The following is a 19,777-nucleotide window of genomic DNA, read 5'->3' as shown; positions in this document are numbered from 1 at the left end:
GCGTGGCGCCAGGTCAAGCCGGCTGGCGGGAGATTTGTAGCGAGTTTGTATCTGCATGCGAGTCGCCCGCGCGCCGCTGGATCCGGGGGGCGACACCCGCCAAGCCTGATTTTTCCACCGTTCCCCCACAGGGGCGGCGTGCCTGCCGGCGCGCCTGATCCGCCCATGCCTGCCTGGCTGTGTGTAATTGTTTCAAGTAGAAATGAAACAGTTACATGACTATGCTAGAGTCGTTTCACGCTAGGGAGCGATGTTTTTTCAGCTGACTTTCAGCTCTTGACTCCCCCGGCTTTGTACCGAAACAACCCCGAAAAACGGTCGTCCGGCCTGAGTGTGTCCCACCTCGGCCGGCGCCACAGACTCGCCGTGCCAGCGGCCTAGACAAGGATAAGCGATGGATTCGCAGACAACACCCAACACCCCGCGGCGCAGCCGCCGTTCGAAAATCGTCGGCACGGTCATCGCGCTGGCCGTGATGGCTGCGCTGGGGGGCGGTGCCTGGTACCTGACCCACTCGGGCGTCAGCGCGCAGCCTGGCGCCGGTGGCCCTGGAGGACCGGGAGGCCCTGGCGGGCGTCGCGGCGGCCCTTCGACCACCGTCGGCGTGGCCACGGCCGTGAAGTCCGACCTGCCTGTGGTGCTCGATGCGCTGGGCACGGTGACGGCCGCGTCCACTGTGACAGTGCGCCCGCAAGTGTCGGGCATTTTGAAGGAATTGAAATTCAAGGAAGGCGGCATGGTCAAGGCGGGCCAGGTGGTGGCGCAGATCGACCCGGCGCAGTTCGAGATGGCGCTGATGCAGGCCACGGGCCAGCGCCAGCGCGATGAAGCGCAGCTGGAAAACGCGCGCCTGACCCTGAAACGCTATCAAACCCTGCTGGGCCAGGATTCCATCGCGCGCCAGGATGTCGACACGCAGGCCGCCCTGGTGAAACAGCTGGAAGGCACCGTCATGACGGACCGCGCGGCCGAAGGCACGGCCAAACTCAATCTGGGTTACACCAAGGTGGTGTCGCCGATCAGCGGGCGCGCGGGCCTGAAGGTGGTCGACATCGGCAACCTGGTCAGCACCAGCGATACGGGCGGCGTGGTGGTGGTGACGCAGCTCTCGCCCATCGACGTGGAATTCTCCGTGCCGCAGGATAAGGTGCAAACCATCCAGGAACGCCTGAATGGCGGCTCGGCCCTGGCGGCGCTGGCGCTGGACCGCACGCGCACGCATACCCTGGACAAGGGCAGCCTGACGGCGCTCGACAACCAGGTCGACGTGCAGACGGGCACCGTGCGCGCCAAGGCCCGCTACACGAATGACAAGATGGCCCTGTTCCCCAGCCAGTTCGTCAACGTGCGCCTGGAACTGGGCAACATCACGGGCGCCGTGCTGGTGCCTGTGACGGCCCTGCGTCACAGCAATAACGGCGACTTCGTCTACGTGCTGAAAGCGGATAAAACCGTCACCGTGCGCATGGTCACGCGCGGCCAGGCCACCACCGACATGGTGGAAATCCGCGCCGGCCTGGAAGCGGGCGAGCAAGTCATCACGGAAGGCGCCGACCGTCTGAAGGAAGGCGCGAAAGTCACCCTGGCGGGCGACAAGCCTGCCATGGGCGGCGCAGGCGGCGCGGGAGCCGCCAACGGCGAACGCCGCCACCGCCGCCAGCACGCTGATGGCAGTGGCGGTGCGGCCAGCGCTTCGGCTTCCGCATCGGCACCGGCCAGTGCGCCAGCCGCGGCGCCGGCGAAGGGCGCAGCGCAATGAGTCCATCGACTCCCTTCATCAAGCGCCCCGTCGCCACGGCGCTGCTGATGCTGGCCATCGTGCTGGCGGGGCTGGTCGGCTTCAAGTTCCTGCCGCTGGCGGCCTTGCCGCAGGTGGACTTCCCCACCATCCAGGTGCAGACCCTGTACCCGGGCGCCAGTCCGGAAGTCATGGGGCAGACTGTCACGGCGCCGCTGGAGCGCCAGTTCGGGCAGATGTCGGGCTTGCAGCGCATGAGTTCCACCAGTGCGGCCGGCGTCTCCATCATCACCCTGCAGTTCACCCTGGGCCAGACCCTGGATGTGGCCGAGCAGGAAGTGCAGGCGGCCATCAACGCGGGCGGCTCGCTGCTGCCGACGGACTTACCGGCGCCGCCCGTGTACGCAAAGATCAACCCGGCCGACGCGCCCGTGCTGACCCTGGCCATCACGTCGGACACCATGCCGCTGACGCAGGTGCAGAACATCGTCAACACGCGTCTGGCGTTGAAGATCAGCCAGGTCAACGGCGTCGGCCTCGTGTCGCTGTCGGGCGGCCAGCGTCCGGCAGTGCGCATCCAGGGCGACACCAAATTGCTGGCGTCGTACGGCCTGGGCCTCGACAGCCTGCGCACGGCCATCGCGGCGGCCAACGTCAACAGCGCCAAGGGCAGTTTCGACGGCCCCACGCGCTCGTTTACCATCAACGCCAACGACCAGCTGGTGACGGCGGAAGACTACAAGCGCCTGATCATCACCTATAAAAACGGCGCGCCCGTGCGCCTGTCCGACGTGGCCAATGTCGTCGACAGCGCGGAAAACACGCGCCTTGGCGCCTGGTCGGGCAAGCAGCCGGCCATCATCCTGAACGTGCAGCGCCAGCCCGGCGCCAACGTCATCAAGACGGTTGACGCCATCAAGGCACTGCTGCCCGACCTGCAGGCCAGCCTGCCGGCGGCCATGAAGCTCGACGTGCTGAGCGACCGCACGACGGGTATCCGCGCCTCGGTCGAGCACGTGGAAATGGAACTGCTGTTGTCCGTGCTGCTGGTGGTGTTGGTGATCTTCGCCTTTTTGCACAGCATGCGCGCCACGGTGATCGCCAGCCTGTCCGTGCCCATTTCCCTGATCGGCGCCTGCGGCGTCATGTATTTGCTCGGCTACAGCCTGAACAACCTGTCGCTGATGGCCTTGACGATTGCCACGGGCTTTGTCGTCGATGACGCCATCGTCATGATCGAAAACATCGCCCGCTACATCGAAGAGGGCGAAACGCCGATGGCCGCCGCCCTGAAAGGCGCGTCGCAGATCGGCTTTACCATCATCTCGCTGACGGTGTCATTGATCGCCGTGCTGATTCCCCTGCTGTTCATGGGCGACGTGGTGGGCCGGCTGTTCCGCGAGTTTGCCATGACCCTGGCCATCACGATTCTGATTTCCGCCGTGGTGTCCTTGACCCTGGTGCCGATGATGTCGGCGCGCTGGCTGAAAAGCCACGCCGACGAAAAGGTCAGCGCCACGGGCCAGCGCATCCAGGCTTTCCTCGACCGCGTGATTGTGCAGTACGACCATGCGCTCGTATGGGTCTTGAAACGCCAGGGCCTGACCTTGCTGGTGGCCCTGGCCACCTTGCTGCTGACCGTCATCCTGTATATCACCATCCCGAAAGGCCTGTTCCCCACGCAGGACACGGGGCAGCTGCAGGCGCGCATCGAAACCTCGCAAGCCGTCTCGTACGAACGCATGGCCACCTTGCAGCAGGCCGCTGCCAGCGCGCTGCTGGAAGACCCCGCTGTCGATACCCTGAGTTCCCTCGTCGGCGTCGATGCAGCCAACAATACCATGCTGCACACGGGTAGCATGCTCATCAATCTCAAGCGTCCGCGCAGCGGCAGCCAGGACGAGATCATGGAGCGCCTGCGCAACCGTGTGGCCCAGGTGGCCGGCGTGACCCTGTATCTGCAGCCGACGCAGGATCTCACCATCGATGCGGAATCGGGCCCGACGCAGTACCGCGTCTCGCTGGAAGGGGCCGACACGGCCACCGTCACCGAGTGGGCCGGCAAGCTGGCCGCGCGCATGCGTGAAAAATCGCAGCTGCGCAACGTGGTCACGGACGCGGGCGCCACGGGCGCCGCCGTCACCGTGGCGATTGACCGCGACAGCGCCGCGCGCATGTCCGTTACCACGGCTACCGTCGACGATGCGCTGTACAACGCCTTCGGCCAGCGCATCATCTCGACGATTTTCACGGAAACCAACCAGTACCGCGTGATCCTCGAAGCGCAGCCGGGCATCGTCACCACGCCGTCCGACCTGTCGGACCTGCAGGTGCGCACGGGTTCCGGCAAGTCGACGCCGCTGTCCGCCTTTGCCAGCGTCAGCGAAAAACAGGCGCCGCTGCAAATCACGCACGTGGCGCAGTACCCGGCCACCACCCTCGGTTTCGATACGACGCAGGGCGTGGCCCTGGGCAGCGCCGTCGACGCCATCCGCCAGGCGGCGAAAGACATCGCCTTGCCGCCATCGGTGACATTGACGTTCCTCGGCGCGGCCGGCGCGTATGAAAACTCGCTGTCGAACCAGCTGTGGCTGATTCTCGCCGCCGTCGTTTGCGTGTATATCGTGCTGGGCGTGCTGTACGAAAGCTACATCCACCCGCTGACGATTTTGTCGACGCTGCCGTCGGCCGGCGTGGGCGCCTTGCTGGCGCTGATGATTTCCGGGCAGGACCTGGGCGTGATCGGCATCATCGGCATCATCCTCTTGATCGGCATCGTCAAGAAGAACGCCATCATGATGATCGACTTTGCCATCGAGGCCGAGCGTGACGAGGGGAAAAGCCCGCAGGAAGCCATCCACCAGGCGGCGCTGCTGCGCTTCCGCCCTATCTTGATGACGACCCTGGCGGCCCTGTTCGCGGCCGTGCCGCTGATGCTGGGCTGGGGCGAGGGCGCCGAGTTGCGCCGTCCGCTGGGCCTGGCCATCTTCGGCGGCCTGATCGTCAGCCAGGTGCTGACCCTGTTTACCACGCCCGTCATCTACCTGGCCTTCGACCGCCTGGGCCAGCGCTTCGCGCGCAAGACAGCTGGGGTGAACCTGGACAAGCCGGCCGATAACGGGGGGGGCGTAGCGTGAACCTGTCCGAACCGTTCGTCAAGCGTCCCATCGCCACCGTGCTGCTGACCATTGGCATCGCGCTGGCAGGTATCGGCGCCTTCTTCGTGCTGCCCGTCTCGCCGCTGCCGCAGGTCGATTATCCGACCATTTCCGTCAGCGCCAGCCTGCCCGGCGCCAGCCCCGCGACCATGGCCACCTCGGTGGCGACGCCGCTGGAACGGCGCCTGGGCGTGATCTCGGGCGTGAACGAGATGACGTCGTCGTCGGGTACGGGTTCGGCGCGCATCAACCTGCAGTTCGACTTGAACCGCAAGATCGATTCGGCCGCGCGCGAAGTGCAGGCCGCGATTGCCGCTGCGCGCGTGGACTTGCCGGCCACCTTGCGCAGCAATCCCACCTACCGCAAGGCCAATCCGTCCGATGCACCTGTCATCATCCTGGCGCTGACGTCGAAAACGCGCACACCGGGCCAGATCTACGACGCCGTGTCGAACCTGGTGCAGCAAAAAGTGGCGCAAGTGAAGGGCGTGGGCGACGTGGAACTGGGTGGCGGCTCGCTGCCGGCCGTGCGCGTGGAACTGCTGCCATATCAACTCAATCACTATGCCGTGTCGATGGAAGACGTGCGCGCCGCCATCCAGGCCAGCAACGCCAACCGCCCGAAAGGGGCGATTTCCGGCGACGAACGCAGCCTGCAAATCTATTCGGGCGCGGCGACGGCGTCGGGCGGGCGCAGCGCCGCCGATTACCGCAGCCTGGTCGTGGCCTGGCGCGACGGCGCCGCCATCCGCCTCGACGACGTGGCCGAAGTGATCGACGGCGTGGAGAACAACAATACCCTGGGCCTGTTCAATGGCGACCCGGCCGTCATCGTGCTGATCACGCGCCAGCCGGGCGCCAACGTCATCGCCACGGTGGACGGCGTGCGCGCGCTGCTGCCGCAACTGCAGGCGCAGCTGCCGGGCGACATCAAGTTGCAGGTGGCGTCCGACAGCACCAATTCCATCCGCTCCTCGCTGCACGAGATCGAGTTCACGCTGATCCTGTCCATCGTGCTGGTCGTGCTGGTGGTCAGCGCCTTTTTGCGCAGCGTGCGCGCCACCATCATTCCCGCCGTGGCCACCATCGTCTCGCTGCTGGGCACCTTCGGCGTGATGTACATGCTGGGTTTCAGCCTGAATAACCTTTCCTTGATGGCGCTCACGGTGGCCACGGGCTTTGTCGTCGATGATGCCATCGTGGTGCTGGAAAATACGCAGCGCCACATCGAGGCGGGCATGGACCGGTTCAAGGCGGCCTTGCTGGGCGCGCGCGAAGTGGGCTTTACGGTGCTGTCGATCAGCCTGTCGCTGGTGGCCGTCTTCATTCCGCTGCTGTTCATGGGCGGGCAGGTGGGACGGCTGTTCCGCGAGTTCGCCGTGACCCTGTCGGCCGCCGTGATGATTTCGCTCGTCATTTCACTGACGACCACGCCGATGATGTGCGCCTGGCTGCTGAAAAGCGGCGCGCAGCACAAGCCGCCTGGCCGTGTCGCGCGCTGGTTCGAACGCGGTTTCGAGCGCATGCTGACAGTCTATGAGCACTGCCTGGACTGGGCCTTGTCGAGTGCCGCTCTCGTGATGACCATCCTCGTCTTCGTCGTCGGCCTGAACGTGTACCTGTTCGCGGCCGCGCCCAAGGGCTTTTTCCCGCAGCAGGATACGGGTCAGATCAATGGCGGCATGCGCGCCGACCAGAGCATCTCGTTCCAAGCCATGCAGAGTAAATTGCGCCAGCTGGTCGACATCATCAAGGACGATCCGGCCGTCGCCACCGTCGTGGGATTCACGGGCGGTGGACGGGCAGGGGGCGGCTTCATGTTCATCGACCTCAAACCCGCGTCGCAGCGCACGGACAAGGGCCAGGCCGTGATCGCCCGCCTGCGCCCGCAGCTGGCCAAGGTGACGGGCATTTCGCTGTTCCTCAACCCCGTGCAGGATTTGCGCATGGGCGGGCGTTCCAGCAATTCGACCTACCAGTACACCCTGATCAGCGACAACCAGGCGGACCTGAAGAAGTGGGCGGCCAAGCTGGCCGACCAGATGAAGCTGCAGCCGGCCCTGATCGATGTCGACACGGACCAGGCGGAAAACGGCGTGGAAACCTTTGTCAGCATCGACAAGGACCGCGCCACGCAGCTGGGCGTGCAAGTCAAGGATATCGACAATGCGCTGTACAACAGCTTCGGCCAGCGCCAGGTGGCGACCATCTACGATGAGCTGAACCAGTACCACGTGATCATGGAAGTGGCGCCGCGCTATGCGCAAAGTCCGGAAGCGCTGCGCTCCGTGTACGTGCCGGCGTCGAATGCGGCGGCCGTCGCAGCCACGGCCACGACCACGACAGCAACCACCAGCACCGTCACTGCGACGACGTCCAATACGACGGCGGCGCGCGACCCGTCCAGCGGCTCGGCCCTGTCCACGACCCTGGCGCACATGGTGCCGCTGTCGTCGTTCAGCACCTTCGCGGAAAGCTCGACGGCCACCTCGATCAATCACCAGGGCGGGGAACTGGCGACCACCGTGTCGTTCAACCTGGCCGACGGCTATCCGCTCAGCGACGGGCAGGCTGCCGTGGCCCAGGCGGAGTCGGAAATCGGCATGCCCGTCAATGTGCGCGGCAGCTTCCAGGGTTCGGCGAAGAGCGCGCAGGACAGCAACAAGGAGCAGCCGCTGTTGATCCTGGCGGCCATCGTGGTGATCTACATCGTGCTGGGCATCCTGTACGAAAGCCTGATCCACCCGATCACCGTGCTGTCGACTTTGCCCTCGGCAGGCGTGGGCGCCGTGCTGGCCTTGCTGCTGTTCCGCATGGAGTTTTCCATCATCGCCCTGATCGGCGTGTTCCTGTTGATCGGTATTGTCAAGAAAAATGCTATATTGATCATCGACTTCGCGCTGGAGGCCGAGCGTTCGCGCGGGCTGACAGCTGTGGAAGCGGTGCGCGAGGCATGTTTGCTGCGTTTCCGCCCCATTCTGATGACCACCCTGGCGGCGGCGCTTGGCGCCTTGCCGCTGGCGATCGGTTTCGGCGAGGGGTCAGAGCTACGCCAGCCCTTGGGGGTCGCCATCATCGGCGGCCTGATTGCCAGCCAGTTACTCACATTGCTGACCACCCCGGTGGTCTACATCCTGCTCGACAAGCTGCGCACGCGCAGCGCCGACGAGCAGCAATTGAGCCGCATTCCTGGGCCAGATAACCCGAGCACACAATCATGAAGCAAGTAAAACCTATTCCATCCGCCGTCCCCGCACGCCACCTGCCGGCACTGGCCGCTGCCACCGCTTTCCTGCTGCTGGCCGGCTGCGCCGTCAGCCCCGCGTATGAGACGCCGACGGCCGCCGCGCCGCAAACGTTCAAGGAGGCGGCCGGCTGGCAACCCGCCGCGCCGGCCGATACCCTGGAGCGGGGCCCGTGGTGGACCCTGTTCGGCGACGCGCAATTGAACCAGCTGGCCGAAGGCATCGACATATCGAACCAGAACGTGGCCGCCGCCATCGCCTCGTACGAGCAGGCGCGCGCGCTGGTGCGCGAACAGCGCGCCTCGCTGTTCCCGACGGTGAACCTGACGGGCAGCGGCGCCCGCTCCGGCGGCGGAGGCGAGCAGCAGACGAACAACAATTTCAAGGCGGCCATCGGCGCCTCGTGGGAACCGGACGTGTGGGGCAAGCTGCGCGCCGGCGTGACGGGGGCGGACGCCAGTGCCAGCGCCAGCGCGGCGGATCTGGCCGCGGCGCGCCTGTCGGCGCAGGGCGAACTGGCCACCAATTACTTTTCGCTGCGCCAGAGCGATGCGCAGATCGCGCTGCTCACTGCCACGATCGACGGCTACAAGCGCGTGCTCGAGATCACCGGCAACCGCTTCAACTCCGGCATCGCCGCCAAGTCCGATCTGCTGCAGGCGCAGACGCAGCTGGCCAATGCGCAGATCGATCTGTCCAGCCAGACGCGGGCGCGCGCGCAGCTGGAACACGCGATCGCGATACTTTTGGGGCGTGCCCCGTCCGACTTCAGCCTGGCCGTGGCGCCATGGACGCTGACCGTGCCCGAGGTGCCGCTGGGCGTGCCATCGACCCTGCTGCAGCGCCGTCCCGACATCGCGGCCGCCGAACGCCGGGTGGCCGTGGCCAACGAGCAGATCGGCATCGCCCGCTCGGCCTATTATCCGAACCTGAACCTGACGGGATCGTATGGTTCCGGCGCCAGCCGTGTGGGCGACCTGTTCAATGCATCGTCGAGCCTGTGGTCGCTGGGCGTGTCGGCCGCGCAAACCCTGTTCAACGCGGGCGCCACCACGGCCAGCGTGGATGCGGCCAAGGCAGGCCATGAGGCGGCTGTGGCGCGCTACCGTCAGACGGTACTCAGTGCCTTTGGCGCCGTGGAAGACCAGTTGTCGGCCACGCGCGCGCTGGCAGAGCAGCTGGCCTTGCGCCAGCAGGCGTCGTCCGCCGCCGACCAGGTCGAGCAGCAGATGCTGAACCGCTACAATGCGGGCCAGGTCGGCTATACGGACGTGGTGACGGCGCAAGTGACGGCCCTGTCGGCGCGCCGTTCGCTGGTGCAGGCGCAGGCGGACCGCCAGACGACGGCCGTGGCCCTGATCCAGTCGCTTGGCGGCGGCTGGCACGTGCCGCAGGCGCAGTAACGGGGTAATCAGGCGCAGGAAAACCCCTGCGCCAAATTCGCGTTTTTACGCGCTGCTTGAGTGCTAGAATGCAAGATTATCAATTGCCGGCCATGGTAAGGTTTGCCGAGGCTGGTTTCTTGCAGACGATGATAACCCGCAAACGCAGCAAAACCAGTCTGGCCAGCCTGCCTACTGTTACGGAAGCGCCCACCATCGGGTTTCCCGTGGTGGCCATCGGCGCTTCCGCCGGCGGCCTCGACCCTATTGTCGCTTTCCTGACCCATGTGCCGCCGGAAAGCGGCATCGCCTATGTGGTGATCCAGCACCTTGATCCCACGCAAAAAGCCCTGTTGCCGGAACTGCTGCAGCGGGCCACCAGCATTCCCGTCACGGAAATCACGCACCAGACCGCATTGCGGCCCAACCATATTTACGTGATCCCGTCGAATGCCGACCTCGGCCTGTCGAAGGGGCGTTTCCTGCTCAGCGAACCGCTGCAGCTGCGCGGACACCGCTTGCCCATCAATGCTTTCTTGGAAAGCCTGGCGGCCGAGCTGGGCGAACTGGCCGTGGGCGTGATTCTGTCCGGCATGGGCAGCGACGGCACGCGCGGCTTGCAGGCCATCAAGCAGGCGGGCGGCCTGACCCTGGCCCAGCATCCCGATACGGCCAAGTTCGACATGATGCCGCAAAGCGCTATCGCTGCCGACGCCGTGGACCTCGTCGATTTTCCCGACAAGATGCCGGAAAAGATCGTCAGTTACCTGTTTCGCAGCAGCTTCCTGGAGTTGCCGGGCAGGGAGCCGAGCGGACGCAATGCATTGCAGGAAATTGTCGCCTTGCTGTCCGAACATACGGGCAACAGCTTCTCGGACTACAAGATCAATACGGTGCTGCGCCGCATCGAACGCCGCATGAGCCTGTACCAGATGACGTCGATGGAAGAGTACATTCCCTATCTGCGTAACAATCCCGCGGAAATCGACTTGCTGTTCAAGGAATTGCTGATCGGCGTGACGAATTTTTTCCGCGATCCGAAAGTGTGGGAATACCTGAAGATGGTGGTCTTGCCGCAAATGCTGGCGGCTCACCCGGACGGGCGCGCGTTCAAGGCCTGGATTCCTGCCTGTTCCACGGGAGAGGAAGCATATTCGCTGGCCATGGTCTTTCATGAAGTGGTGGCCGGCAGCAACCCGCCGGCGAAATACAGCCTGCAGATTTTTGCCACCGACCTGTCGGCCGACGCCATCGACCGCGCGCGCCAGGGCCGTTTTCCGCCAACGATCAGCAGCGATGTGTCGGCCGAGCGTCTGGAACGGTTTTTCTTGCAGGACAAGAACGATTACCTGGTCCGGAAAGAGATCCGCAACATGATCATCTTTGCCCAGCAAAACATCATTTCGGACCCGCCGTTTACCAAGCTCGACATCCTGTGCTGCCGCAATCTGTTGATTTATCTCAATGCCAAGCTGCAGCAGCGTTTGATTCCCCTGTTTCATTACGCCTTGAACCGCGACGGCGTTTTGCTGTTGGGCAGCGCCGACACGCCCGGTCATTTTTCCGACCTGTTTTCGCCGCTGACGACATCGACCCGGTTGTACCGCCGTCTCGACAACCTGGCGCGCCAGCGCCTGCTGACGTACTTCCCCACCAAGGTGTCGTCGGCCACTCCTCCTACCCCCAGCGACACGAGAGAAGTCAGCATGCCCGGAAAAATCCAATCCCATGTCGAGCAATTATTGCTCCAGAAATACTCGCCTGCGGCCGTGCTGCTGAACCAGGATGGGGACATCCTGTATATCAATGGCCGCACGGGCGCCTTCCTGGAACCGGCGGCCGGCAAGGCCAACTGGAATATCCACGCCATGGCGCGCGAGGGCTTGCGCTACGAGCTGGCCAGCCTGATCAAGCAGGCGTTGCAAAGCGACAGCCTGGTACGCCTGAAAGGCCTGGTGCTCAAGGATTACGCAGGACAGGCGCAGGGCGTGGATTTGACGGCGGAAGCGTTGCGCCAGCCCGAAGCGCTGCGCGGCATGGTCTTCGTCACGTTTGACAGCGTGCCGCTGGCGGCTGCCCCGCGCCGGGGCCGCTCGCCGAATCCCAAGGTGCTGGAACTGGAGCAGCAGCTGATCCAGGCGCGCAATGAAATCCAGGCCGTGCGCGACGAAATGCAGACCTCGCGCGAAGAGCTCAAATCGGCCAACGAGGAATTGCAGTCGACCAATGAAGAGTTGCAATCGGCGAACGAAGAGCTGACCACGTCGAAGGAAGAAATGCAGTCGCTCAATGAGGAGTTGTACACCGTCAATGCCGAGCTGCAATCGAAGGTCGATGATTTGTCGCTGGTCAACAGCGACATGAAAAATCTGCTTAATAGTACCGACATCGCCACCATCTTCCTCGACAGCGACCTGCGCATCCGCCGCTTCACGGCGCCGGCCACGCAAATCTACAAGCTGATCCAGACGGACTTGCGCCGCCCGCTCAGCGACATCGTCAACGACCTCGCCTACCCGAACCTGGAGGCGGACGCGCTGGAAGTGATCCGCAGCCTCGTGTTTTGCGAGCGGCAAGTGCAGACCAAGAATGGGCGCTGGTACAACGTGCGCATCATGCCGTACCGCACGGTGGAAAATGTCATCGATGGCGTGGTGGTGACCTTTATTAATATTACCGAGTCGAAGGTACTGGAAGCCCAGTTGCGCCAGATCCAGTCCGGCGCTGCGGCGGCAGGCAATAGCGGCGAGAACGTGTCATGAACGAACCATTCGACGAGGAGAACGTGCCGGCCAGATTGCGAGAGCAGGCCGAGCAATTGGCGGCGCAGCAGCGCCAGCCCTTGCCGCAGTCGAATGAAGAGGTGATGCGCCAGTTGCATGAGTTGCAGGTCAGCCAGATCGAGCTGGAAATGCAGAGCGCGGCCCTGGCCGAACTGGAGCAGCTGAAAAATGAATATGAAAGCAGCCGCGACCGTTATGCGCAGCTGTATGAACAGGCGCCCGTCAGCTATTTTTCGCTGGCGCGCGAAGGCGTCATCACGCGTGTCAACGTGGCGGCTTGCGGCTTGTTGCAACGCGACAAGAACCGGCTGCTGGGGCGGCGTTTCGAACAATTCGTCGCGCCCCAGGCGCAGGGCGGCTTCCGGCGCTTTCTCGACGCCGTCTTCACCAGTGGCACGCGGCAGGTGCTCGAAGCGCAATTGTTCGAGGGCATGGCGGGCGGCATGGTGCGCATCGAGGCCAATTTCGATGTGGACAGCGCCACGGCGCGCATGCTGGTGACGGACCTTGGCGACGAGCATGCGCGCGAATCGGCCTTGCGGCGCGCATTTGTCATTCTCGACAGCATCCGCGAAGGCGTGCTGGTGACGGACAGCGCCAACCGCATCATTTCCGTCAACCCCGCCTTCACCACCATCACCGGCTACCAGGCGGAGGAAGCCATCGGGCGCGATCCGTCCTTCCTCGGCGGCGGCACGCATTTGCCGCATTTTTATGAAGCCATGTGGCGCAGCCTGCACCAGGATGGCAGCTGGTATGGCGAACTGGTGAACCGGCGCAAGAATGGCGAGCGTTTCGTCGAATCGCTGTCGATCACGCCCATGCGCAGCCCGGATGGGGCGATCAGCCATTTTGTCGGCGTGTTTTCCGATATCACCGAGCGCAAGCTGGCCGAGGCGGACTTGCGCGAACTGCACCGCGAGCTGGACCAGCGGGTGGTCGACCGCACTGCCGAATTGCTGCGGGCCAACCAGCACCTGCAGCTGGAAGTGCATCAGCGCGAGCGGGCGCAGGAAGCCTTGCGCGATGCCGAGCGCTTCTTTCACGCTACCATCGATTCCCTGACGGACCGGGTGCTGGTGCTGGACCGGGCCGGCCGCGTCGTGCATGCCAACCAGGCTTGCCTGGCCTTCGTCGGGCAAACGCCGCAGCCGCTGCAGTACCTGGAATTTTGCGAAACGGACCCGCGCTGGCAGCGCAGCGCCGGGCGCGAGCTGGCTGCCGGCATCCGCGCCGTGATTGCCGGCAATGCGGACACGTTTGCGCTCGAGTACGAGTTTGCCACGCGGGCCGGCCCCCGCTGGTCGCAGGCCAGGATCAGCCGTTTTCTCGGTGAAGGGCCGCTGCGCGTGGTGGTGGCGCACACGGACATTACCGAACGCAAGCTGATGGATGGCGCCCTGCGCCAGTCGCACGCGCAGCTGCGCCAGCTGGCCCTGCACCTGGAAACGGCCAAGGAAGACGAGCGCAAGCGCATCTCGCGCGATATCCACGATGAACTGGGGCAAAACCTGCTGGCGCTGCGCATCGATATTTCCATGCTCAGCGCGCGCACGGAAGGCTCGCATCCGCGCCTGCACCGCCGGGTCGGCGCCGTGCTCAGCAATGTCGACACCACCATCAAGAGCGTGCGCGGCATCATGAACGAGCTGCGTCCGATGGCGCTGGACCTGGGCTTGCAAGCGGCCATCGAGTGGCAGGTGGGCGACTTCCGCAAGCGCAGCGGCGTCGCTTGCCAGCTGCTGATACGCGATGAGGCGCTGTTTTCCACCATCGGCAGCCAGGTCGAGATCGTGCTGTTCCGCATCGTGCAGGAAGCGCTCAGCAACGTCATGCGCCACGCCCAGGCCAGCCAAGTCGCGATCGAACTCAGTTCGGATGCCTGCGCCGTGTATGTGGCCATCAGCGACAATGGCATCGGCATCACGCCGCAGCAGCAGCGCAAGAAACAGTGCTTTGGCCTGATCGGCATCGCCGAGCGGGTGACGGCGCTGGGCGGCCAGTTCGAGGTGGGCATGCCGGCATCGGGCGCCGGTTGCCGGCTGTCCCTGCAGATACCCTTGCAGGGGACGGGCCGGCCGGTTGCCTGATACAGAAATTGCAATGGGTTAATTTTTGCCGACTCATGCCGGCTGGACAGGCTATACTTTCGCCTGCTTTTTATGGAGGAGCAAATCTTGTTCAAGACAATCGTTTTACCAGTCGCCTTGATGGGCGCGTTCGCCGGCGCACACGCCGACGAAGGGCAGTGGCAACCACACCAGCTGCCACAGCTGAAAGCCGAACTGAAACGGGTCGGCATCGAAATTCCTGCAGAAAAACTGGCAGATCTGAGCAAGCACCCGATGAGCGCCATCGTGTCGCTGGGCGGCTGCTCGGCCGCTTTCGTTTCCGACGCCGGCCTGGTGGTGACGAACCACCATTGCGCGTATGGCGCCGTGCAGCGCAATTCCACGCCGGAACACAATTACATCACCAACGGCTTCCTGGCCAAGACGCGCGCCGCAGAGCTGCCGGGCGGTCCGAACAGCCTCGTGTATGTGACGGACAAAGTGGAAAACGTCAGCGAGCGCGTGCTGAAAGGATTGACGGACGACATGAGCGGCCGCGCGCGCCACGAAGCCGTGGAAAAGCGCGTCAAGGACCTGATCGCCGAATGCGAAACGGACAAGATGTACCGCTGCTCCGTGCCCGCCTTCCACCGCGGCCTCGAGTACTACCGCATCCGCCAGATGATGATACGCGACGTGCGCCTCGTGTACGCGCCATCGGACAAGATCGGCAACTTCGGCGGCGACATCGACAACTACGAATGGCCGCGCCATACAGGCGATTACTCGTTCCTGCGCGCCTACGTGGGCAAGGATGGCCGTCCGGCCGACCCGTCGCCCGACAACGTGCCGTACAAATCGAAGGATTTCCTGGTGGTCTCGGCCGAAGGCTTGAAAGCCGGTGACGGCATCTTGCTGGCGGGCTACCCCGGCCGTACCAGCCGCTACAAGCTGCCGGCGGAAATCCGTTTCGCGCGCGATACGGCCTTCCCCCTGAAAGTGTCGGAACTGCAAGCGGACCTGGCCGTGATGGCTGACGCGACGAATGGCGACGCTGCCGCTGCCGTGCGCTATGCGAGCGTGGTGAAAAGCATCAACAACGTGCTGAAGAAAACCCAGGGCTTGCTCGACGGTTTCGCGCGCAAGGATATCGCCGCCATCAAGGATGTGCAGGATGCCGAGTTCCGCGCCTGGTACGCGAAACAGCCGAACGTGTCGACTACCCTGCTGGCCGAACTGGACGCGGCGATCGCCAGCGACATGGCCTTGAGCGAAGAAGAGTTCGCCTGGAGCGTGGCCACCAACAGCGACTTGCTGAAAAGCGCGCGCACCCTCTACCGTTTGTCGCTGGAGCGCCAGAAAGCGGATGCCGAGCGCGAATCGGGCTTCCAGCAGCGCGACCTGGCCTTCATCAAGGCCCGCCTGACCCGTCTGGAACAGTCGTACGTCAACAAGGTCGACCAGGCACGTTTTGAGGCTGGCCTGAAGCGTTACGCGCAACTGGCGGCGAAGAGCCATCCGCAAGGCCTGGACGCGCTGCTGCCGGCGCCAGCGGCCGTGGCGGCCCTGTACCAGCAGACGCAGCTGGCTGATACGGCCAAGCGCCTGGCCTGGCTGGAAAAGGACCAGGCTGCCGTTGCCCAGTCCGACGACGCCTTCATGGCGCTGGCCATCAAGCTGCAGCCGGTCGAGGCGGCGCTGGAAGAGCGCCGCAAGGAAATCGACGGCAACCTCGAACGCGTGATTCCGCAATACATGCAAGCCGTGATCGCGTGGAAGAAATCGCAAGGCAAGCCCGTCTATCCTGACGCCAACTCGACCCTGCGCGTCACCTACGGCACGGTCTCGCCGTACTCGCCGCGCGACGGTCTCAGCAAGGGACCGTTCACGACCGTGGAAGGCATCGTCGAGAAAGTCACGGGCAAGGCCCCGTTCGAAGCCCCGCAAGCGCTGCTCGACGCCGTCAAGCAAAAACGCTACGGCCAGTTCCGCGATTCGGCCCTGGGCACGGTACCCGTCAACTTCCTCACCAGCGCCGACACCACGGGCGGCAATTCCGGCTCGGCCGTGATGAACAAGCGTGGCGAACTGATCGGCCTGAACTTCGATTCGACGTATGAATCGATCACCAAGGACTGGTACTTCGACACAGCCATCACGCGCGCCATCCACCTCGACATCCGCTACATGCTGTGGGTGATGAAGGAAGTGGACCACGCGGATAATTTGCTGCAGGAAATGACGATCAAGTATCCGAAGCCAGCGAAAGCTGCGAAGAAGTAAGCTTGAATTTGCGCTAGCGCAAAGCCGCATCCGCCGCACGGCCGATGCGGCTTTTTTGCGGCGGCGCCACGTATAATTCCTATCCCTCTTTATTCTTTTCCGACAGGCCCGCCATGCCCCTGACTCCCGCTTCACCACTTGACTGGCAAACGTTTGAAACGGCATACGCTGTCGAAGAAACCTGGTTCAAGCTAGCCAGCGCATCGCTGGTAGTGCTGGGTACCTCCCCATTCAAGGGTCAGGCATTTTCAGCCTTTGCCTTCAACGCCGTTTCATTCCCGTCCCTTTCGCTGAGCTTTGACACCGATCCCGACAACAAGGAACACGATGCTTACCCTCCGGACTGGTCGAACGAGTGCATGGAAGTCGACGTGCCGGCAATCGGCCAGCTGTGGGAAGAGGGCCATGCCAGCATCGAAGCTGCGCTGAGCGAGCTGTTCGACGCTGCCGGGGACGAGCAGCTCGACGCCATCGAAGAGGGCTATCTGCACAGCCTGAGGAAAACGATGGTGCGGCTTGAAACGAGCCATGCTTTCGAGCAAATCAAGACCTGTGCGCGATTCTGGACCGTGGTCACGCAAGTCGATGCCGATACGGATGAAGAGGAGCGGCTGCTCGACCAGGTGCGGCTGGCGGCATTGAGCAGCCATGCATGACGGGCTGACTGCTATATCAGGGCTTTCCAGGCCCTGACTTCCGCATCCGTGAGCACCGGCCCCCAGCCGCCGCGCAGCGCCGCATCGTGCTGTGCATAGTGCGCAAGCTGCGGCACGGCCACGTCATGCCTGGCACAGATATCAAGGACGGCTTCCAGCTGCAGCTGGCTGGCCGGAAGGTCATCGCCATACCAGCTACAGGCGCTCGTTTCCAGCACATGCTGAACAAGTTCCTCCAGTGTGCCGAGCAGGTGGCCCGGCAATGCCATGCGGAGGTCGTCCGGCCAGGGATCGCCCATGCCGTTCACAGCCAGGGAAGCAAAGCCGCGTTCCCAGGCTGCAAAATCCCCAGGCGCGACCTGCGCCACTTTCCACACGTGTTCGGTGAATGCGGACAGGGCCGGATGGTGAAGGGCATGCTGCTGGCAAAAGCGTTGCAGGCACGTGAGCGCAATGCATTGCCTGGCAATCACGGAGAGCGTGGCTATCGATATATTGTGCATAAATTGATGACGTTTCAAAAATAATGGCTAGCTTTGGCTGACTGCGCGCCGTGCCAACTCCCTGGCGCATGCTGCTTCAGCTTGAATCATTTCTCAAAAACAAGCCAGGACCAGCTCACTCCCGCCTGGCGATTTTGCGGCTGAACGGACGGCGCCGGCGTATTCAGCATCACTTTGAGCTGATGTCGCATCGCGAGCTCTGCCGTTTCATTGGCAGATACATCAAAGATGCGACGGCCTTCAGGGGCTGGTCCATGCCTCAGGGAGATGACGAGCATTGCGCCGGGCTTGAGTAATGTGCTGATATTGCCCATCGCCTCCATTCTTTCTTCCGCTGCCAGATGCATCCAGACGGCCGCAACGACAATCAGGTCATACCCGGTTTGGCGCGCGCCTATCGCAGACAGGGCGGGCAGACTATCGTTCACCCATTCGATGTTGGCCGGGGCATGCGCCTTCATGCCTGCTTCGCGGAAGGCGGCAACAGGCTCAAGCGCGATCACTGTGTGCCCCAGGCTTGCCAGGCACGCCGCGTCGCCGCCTGTCCCGGCGCCGATGTCGAGCACACTGCTTGCTCGCGTCGGCAAGAGATGAACAACGGGGCGGTACTTCTCCAGGAAGGCAACGCTTTCGTATCGGGCGATGAGCTGCCCTGCATTTTCTGCATAGCCCTCGGTGCCCGGAACGGTGGATGGTTCCATGGGATTTTGCATGGTCAGCCGGCGCATCTGGCGATGGTCGTCACTGCTGTTCTCCCGCTTGCTGATGCGCTTGCCGCAGTGCCTCCACCGGCAACTGGAAAAAGCGCGGCACCATCGCGGGCGATAGGTCGTCGCCGCCGTCCGCCATGGCCAGGCGGCCGCTCAACAGCAGCATCACGTAGCCGTGGCCCAGCGACCAGCCGGCGCTGGCGGCGGCCTTGTCCCAGCGCGCATCGAGGCCCGCTTCGCGCACGGCGGCGCCGGCCGTCTGCAGCACGTACTGGAAGCACGCCTGCGCCGCTTCCAGCAGGGCGGGGAACTGGCGCACGTCCTGGTGTTCGAACATCAGCCGGTAGTGGGCCGGTGCGGCCAGGGCGAATTCGATATATTGCTGGCCCAGCAGCTGGAAACGCTGTTCGGAGGGCAGGCTGCCCGGCGGCGGCAGTTCTGCCTCCCACTTGGCGATCAGGCTGGCGAAACCGGCCGCCGCCACGTCGGCCAGCAAGGCTTCCTTGCTGGGAAAGTGGCGGTACACGGCGGCGATCGACACGCCCACCGTGCGCGCCAGTTCGCGCAGCGATAGGGTGGCGTCGTGCTGCTGCGCCAGTTGCGCGATGGTGGCGGCGACCAGGGTGTCGCGCAGGTTGCCGTGATGGTAAGTACTTGGGCTTGTCATTCTATGTTATCGCTGTTCACATTGTCGTGTATGATGCTCATGTTATCACTGAACACATGGAGAGCACATGCAAGAGATGAACAACACTGTACGCGCCGTGGCCTTGCCGCCCGGCGCCAGCATCGCCCCCTTGTACCCGGGCAGCAACCTGGCCGACGCGTATGCCGTCGACCTGCCGACCGCGCAGGCGCGCCAGATGGACATGGAAAGCATGGCGCGCGTGCTGCTGGGCAGCCAGCCGGGTTGGGCGCGCAAGCTGATGGTGGTGCGCGACGCCATCGTGGCGCGCTTCGGCATCCGCACGGCCAGGCAGATGGAAGCCCGGCCAGGCAAGCGCATCGGCATCTTCCGCATCTTTGCCGTCAGCGACGATGAAATCATCGTGGGCGAGGATGACAGCCACCTGGATTTCCGCCTGTCGGTGCTGCGCAACCGCGATGCGGGGCCGCATGGCAGCGTCACCATGTCCAGCGTCGTGCATTGCCATAATGGGGTGGGGCGCGCCTACATTCTGGTGATCCGGCCTTTCCACAAGCTGATCGTGCAGCGCTCGCTGGCGCGCGCCGTCAAGGGCGGCTTCGCCTAAGCGCACTGAGCAGGC

General features: G+C 63.9%; 12 protein-coding genes. 9 read left to right on the top strand and 3 right to left on the bottom strand.

Annotated features, from left to right (window positions below; all coding sequences use genetic code 11):
* Positions 1-394: 394 nt before the first annotated feature.
* The 8 genes from AC3IQ7_RS21180 to AC3IQ7_RS21145 all read left to right on the top strand — a co-directional run bounded on the left by AC3IQ7_RS21180 (position 395) and on the right by AC3IQ7_RS21145 (position 17,296).
* Entirely contained in the window at positions 395-1,759 is a 1,365-nt protein-coding gene (locus tag AC3IQ7_RS21180; RefSeq protein ID WP_489207255.1) for an efflux RND transporter periplasmic adaptor subunit, read from the top strand.
* Positions 1,756-4,875, top strand: a complete 3,120-nt coding sequence (locus AC3IQ7_RS21175; protein ID WP_489207254.1) for an efflux RND transporter permease subunit — start codon at positions 1,756-1,758, stop codon at positions 4,873-4,875. Before AC3IQ7_RS21180 ends, AC3IQ7_RS21175 begins: the two co-directional genes overlap by 4 nt.
* Positions 4,872-8,117 carry an efflux RND transporter permease subunit gene (locus AC3IQ7_RS21170; RefSeq protein WP_489207253.1) on the top strand — a complete coding sequence of 1,082 codons (3,246 nt, stop codon included), beginning with the start codon at positions 4,872-4,874 and terminating at the stop codon, positions 8,115-8,117. Before AC3IQ7_RS21175 ends, AC3IQ7_RS21170 begins: the two co-directional genes overlap by 4 nt.
* Positions 8,114-9,544 carry an efflux transporter outer membrane subunit gene (locus AC3IQ7_RS21165; RefSeq protein WP_489207252.1) on the top strand — a complete coding sequence of 477 codons (1,431 nt, stop codon included), beginning with the start codon at positions 8,114-8,116 and terminating at the stop codon, positions 9,542-9,544. The genes AC3IQ7_RS21170 and AC3IQ7_RS21165 overlap by 4 nt, the downstream gene beginning before the upstream one ends.
* A gap of 128 nt (positions 9,545-9,672) precedes the next feature.
* A complete protein-coding gene (locus AC3IQ7_RS21160; protein ID WP_402718891.1) occupies positions 9,673-12,285 on the top strand; it encodes a chemotaxis protein CheB in 2,613 nt (870 codons plus the stop codon).
* The gene (locus AC3IQ7_RS21155) at positions 12,282-14,396 is read left to right on the top strand and encodes a sensor histidine kinase (RefSeq protein ID WP_489207251.1); all 2,115 of its coding nucleotides are present in this window, start codon (positions 12,282-12,284) and stop codon (positions 14,394-14,396) included. The genes AC3IQ7_RS21160 and AC3IQ7_RS21155 overlap by 4 nt, the downstream gene beginning before the upstream one ends.
* Before the next feature lie 87 nt (positions 14,397-14,483).
* On the top strand, positions 14,484-16,640 hold the full coding sequence (locus tag AC3IQ7_RS21150; RefSeq protein WP_489207250.1) for a S46 family peptidase: 2,157 nt from the start codon (positions 14,484-14,486) through the stop codon (positions 16,638-16,640).
* A gap of 113 nt (positions 16,641-16,753) precedes the next feature.
* Entirely contained in the window at positions 16,754-17,296 is a 543-nt protein-coding gene (locus AC3IQ7_RS21145) for a hypothetical protein (RefSeq protein WP_489207249.1), read from the top strand.
* Positions 17,297-17,307: 11 nt separating this feature from the next.
* Here the strand turns inward: AC3IQ7_RS21145 and AC3IQ7_RS21140 are convergent, their stop codons facing one another.
* From AC3IQ7_RS21140 to AC3IQ7_RS21130, 3 genes are all read right to left on the bottom strand, one after another.
* Positions 17,308-17,817, bottom strand: a complete 510-nt coding sequence (locus tag AC3IQ7_RS21140) for a hypothetical protein (protein ID WP_489207248.1) — start codon at positions 17,815-17,817, stop codon at positions 17,308-17,310.
* Positions 17,818-17,885: 68 nt separating this feature from the next.
* Positions 17,886-18,500: a class I SAM-dependent methyltransferase gene (locus AC3IQ7_RS21135; RefSeq protein ID WP_489207247.1), complete on the bottom strand. Its 615-nt coding sequence runs from the start codon at positions 18,498-18,500 to the stop codon at positions 17,886-17,888.
* 40 nt (positions 18,501-18,540) lie between these two features.
* Positions 18,541-19,176: a TetR/AcrR family transcriptional regulator gene (locus tag AC3IQ7_RS21130; RefSeq protein WP_489207246.1), complete on the bottom strand. Its 636-nt coding sequence runs from the start codon at positions 19,174-19,176 to the stop codon at positions 18,541-18,543.
* A 67-nt stretch (positions 19,177-19,243) separates the two neighbouring features.
* Between AC3IQ7_RS21130 and AC3IQ7_RS21125 the strand changes: the two genes are divergently transcribed.
* The gene (locus AC3IQ7_RS21125; protein ID WP_489207245.1) at positions 19,244-19,762 is read left to right on the top strand and encodes a DUF2867 domain-containing protein; all 519 of its coding nucleotides are present in this window, start codon (positions 19,244-19,246) and stop codon (positions 19,760-19,762) included.
* Positions 19,763-19,777 lie beyond the last annotated feature (15 nt).

Source organism: Janthinobacterium sp. GL_088 (genome assembly GCF_057837845.1).
Note: the sequence above shows the minus strand (reverse complement) of the source record. Positions and strands in the feature narration are given on the sequence as shown.

Excerpts from the sequence above, each read along its gene's own strand:
- AC3IQ7_RS21180 (WP_489207255.1), top strand. The coding sequence starts at position 395 with ATGGATTCGCAGACAACACCCAACACCCCGCGGCGCAGCCGCCGTTCG.
- AC3IQ7_RS21165 (WP_489207252.1), top strand. The coding sequence starts at position 8,114 with ATGAAGCAAGTAAAACCTATTCCATCCGCCGTCCCCGCACGCCACCTG.
- AC3IQ7_RS21135 (WP_489207247.1), bottom strand. The coding sequence starts at position 18,500 with ATGGAACCATCCACCGTTCCGGGCACCGAGGGCTATGCAGAAAATGCA.
- AC3IQ7_RS21130 (WP_489207246.1), bottom strand. The coding sequence starts at position 19,176 with ATGACAAGCCCAAGTACTTACCATCACGGCAACCTGCGCGACACCCTG.
- AC3IQ7_RS21175 (WP_489207254.1), top strand. The coding sequence starts at position 1,756 with ATGAGTCCATCGACTCCCTTCATCAAGCGCCCCGTCGCCACGGCGCTG.
- AC3IQ7_RS21125 (WP_489207245.1), top strand. The coding sequence starts at position 19,244 with ATGCAAGAGATGAACAACACTGTACGCGCCGTGGCCTTGCCGCCCGGC.
- AC3IQ7_RS21160 (WP_402718891.1), top strand. The coding sequence starts at position 9,673 with ATGATAACCCGCAAACGCAGCAAAACCAGTCTGGCCAGCCTGCCTACT.
- AC3IQ7_RS21145 (WP_489207249.1), top strand. The coding sequence starts at position 16,754 with ATGCCCCTGACTCCCGCTTCACCACTTGACTGGCAAACGTTTGAAACG.
- AC3IQ7_RS21155 (WP_489207251.1), top strand. The coding sequence starts at position 12,282 with ATGAACGAACCATTCGACGAGGAGAACGTGCCGGCCAGATTGCGAGAG.